3 protein-coding genes are annotated in these 2891 nt (G+C 37.0%); all 3 read right to left on the reverse strand.

Annotated features, from left to right (window positions below; translation table 11 throughout):
* Positions 1–110: 110 nt before the first annotated feature.
* The 3 genes from ACX9YW_RS22795 to istA are packed head-to-tail and all read right to left on the reverse strand — an operon-like array spanning position 111 to position 2760.
* On the reverse strand, positions 111–434 hold the full coding sequence (locus ACX9YW_RS22795) for a hypothetical protein (protein WP_460350988.1): 324 nt from the start codon (positions 432–434) through the stop codon (positions 111–113).
* Positions 435–466: 32 nt separating this feature from the next.
* Entirely contained in the window at positions 467–1219 is a 753-nt protein-coding gene (istB, locus tag ACX9YW_RS22800; RefSeq protein WP_460350990.1) for an IS21-like element helper ATPase IstB, read from the reverse strand.
* Positions 1219–2760, reverse strand: coding sequence for an IS21 family transposase (gene istA, locus ACX9YW_RS22805; protein WP_460350992.1), 1542 nt, complete (start codon positions 2758–2760; stop codon positions 1219–1221). The genes istB and istA overlap by 1 nt, the downstream gene beginning before the upstream one ends.
* Positions 2761–2891: the final 131 nt, after the last annotated feature.

Raw genomic sequence — 2891 nt, forward strand, 5'->3', positions numbered from 1 at the left:
TGTAACCGTCAAGTAGTTCTGAACACTTTTTGCTAATTTATTTTGAACACTCTTATTAATCACTAATTATCCCCCACCTAATCCATAAAGGCAGGGGAATTTATTTTTATTTAATACTGTTTTACTTCAAACTCAGCTAATCTTAGCCGTAATTTTTGACTTTCTTCCTCTAATTTAGTAATTCTATCTTGATAAACTTCATTGTATTTAATTAACCTGTTTATCATAGTCTCATATACTTCATATGAATTGCCTTTCCACAGCGAGTCTAAAAATTCATAAGCATCTTTTTCGGCTATTCTGTAAGCTCTATCTTCGTGTTTCGCCTTAATTTGTCCCTCTACAGCCCAGCTCTGTACATCATGCCAGTGACACTTTATCCCATACGATTGTAAGAAGGAGGCAACTTCCTTTACTGTTAATAAATTCTCCATATGTTTTGGCTCCTTGTTAAATTAACGATTTTCTATTTAAAGATGGTAGAACGATTTCTCATTCTCCAGCTGTCATTTTCATTAAGCTGGATTACTTCTACCCTGTGAAGCAGTCGATCCAAAATAGCGGTTGTGATTCCTTGGTCTCCCATTAATTCAGCCCATTGTTCTGGCCCTTTATTTGAGGTCAAAATAACCGAGCTGCGCTCGTATAAATAGTTTATTAAATGGAAAAAGAGGTTGGCTTCACGTTGATCCATTGCCATATACATTAAGTCATCTATGATTACTAAATCAGATTCTTTAATCCTCTTAATCTGAATCTGTGACTTTTGTATAAACTCTTCTGTTTTTAATAGCTGAACTAGATCACCCATTGACGTAAATACAACCTTAAACCCTTTGTGGACAGCTTCTATGCCTAACCCAATACTAATGTGTGTTTTCCCAGCCCCTGGCGGTCCTAGTAAAATAAGATTATATTGTTGCTCCAGCCAATTAAGTTCTTTTAATTGATTTAATTGCCGAAGCGATAAGCACTGCTGTTGCTCAATGCTAAATTCATCTAAAGTCTTATGGTAAGGGAACTTTGCCCATTTTAATCTTTTTTCTACATTCTTTTCGTCCCGACGTTTTAACTCATGCATTAAAAGTTTTTGCAGGAATTCTTGGTAAGTCAAAGCATGTTTCTCTGTCTCCCGGAGAATGCTGGTTAGCTCATTTGCCGTTTCTGTCATCCTTAATTGCCGAAGGTAATCTTGCAATACTTGTACGCTGCCGGTCATTACGAAACTCCTTCCAAAATCCTGATATAGTTATCCATGTCCCTTGTTGTTGCAGTGGCTTTTAATGCGAGGTTATTACTTTTAATTTCGGTATTTACTTGAGGATTGGAGGGCTTTGATTCTTTTAGACGAGTGAGATGTTGCGCTAAATCCCTAAGGTCATTGGCGCTCCACAACTGATCTTGGATACATTTTTCAAGGGCTTCCTCTACTTCAGAACGGTAATGAGTTATCGTATGTTGGATGACCTGTAGCTGATCTCGCATATACCTTGGGTAGATATCAGCTATCTTATGTAAAAACAACTCTGCACTTTCTTGATTATCAAATTGTCTAATAATAGTTTCTCGAAAAGCCTGAATTCCTTTTGACCGGTCTCTTGTATGATTACGGTTTTTGATAAGCTCTCCCTTTCCTAGACTTAACTGATGCTTAGCCAAGATTTCTCCTTGCGGAGTACACCTAATAATAAGATCTTCTTCTTGAATATCAATATAGACAGTATTATCTCCACGAGGACGATAAGTCCCCACTGGAACAGAATACCGGTTCGATTTATATTTAATAACGTTGTCCTTATGCACGGTTCTTGATATACTTGAACCGTGGTAACTCTCGAAAGAGAGAAGCGAGGGGACCGGTTTTAAGTGTTGCTTTTCCAGGGCGTGCACTTCTACTGGTCTCTTTTTCGTTGTATTATGTACGTTGTAATTTCCAGTCCTATCTAGCCACGATAGGCACTTTTCATTCCAACTATCAATGTTAGAAAATACTCGGTGCTTAGCGAAGTTCCGCTTTACGAATTTCACTACATTTTCAATTTTCCCTTTACTTTGGGGATCTGACTTGCGACACAAGTAAATGCGAAATTTCCTCTCTTGTTTGTAGGACTGAAACTCCCCAGTTAAAATTATATCTCCTGCATTTTCACTCACTGTTATTAGATGATCCTGATCATAAACAATTTCTTCTGGCACACCACCATAATATTCAAAAGCCCTCTCGTGGCTCCAAATAGCGTCCCTAGTAGTAAATGGCCTTGTTTGCCAAAGAACAAATTTGTATCGAGAATGAGAGAGTACAAAAGTAATAAAATATAATTTAATCTCCTTTTTCTCCACATTCTTAACCGTTATTTCTCCCCAATCTACTTGTAGTTGCTGCCCCATTGGCAATTCCTCAACAGCCTCATGTGGTCGAACATGTACTTCTTTAGGAATATGATAAATATCTCTAAGTTCGCTTACATAACCTCTAGTTGTGCTTTCCCCAATCTCAATTTTAGGATATCTTTCTTTTAGCCAATCATGAACTTGTGCTGATGACAGATCCGGATGTTCTTTTAACCAACTCAATATTTCGTTCTGGTATGAATCTAGCTTTCGACTCCTTCTGCTAAGGGAATTAACCCATTCCTTTGCTTCCTCGAATGGCATTTCCAAATGTTTATAGACAGTATTTCTACATATCCCCAGCTTTCTAGCAATAGCTGCTATTTTGAACCCTTGTTCCTTTAATTGATGAACCCTAATATACAATATTAATTTTTCCACCTTCCATGTCCTCCAGTTAATCAAGTTGATAATAGAATCATAGATTAACTGAGATTATTTTGGAATAAAGTGTTCATTCTTAATTAGCGAAAACTGTTAATTATAGATTAGCAGTTACA

Source organism: Pseudoneobacillus rhizolycopersici (assembly GCF_054786815.1).

Bases quoted from the DNA above. Each gene is read 5' to 3' on its own strand.
- ACX9YW_RS22795 (WP_460350988.1), bottom strand. From the start codon at position 434: ATGGAGAATTTATTAACAGTAAAGGAAGTTGCCTCCTTCTTACAATCG.
- istB (WP_460350990.1), bottom strand. From the start codon at position 1,219: ATGACCGGCAGCGTACAAGTATTGCAAGATTACCTTCGGCAATTAAGG.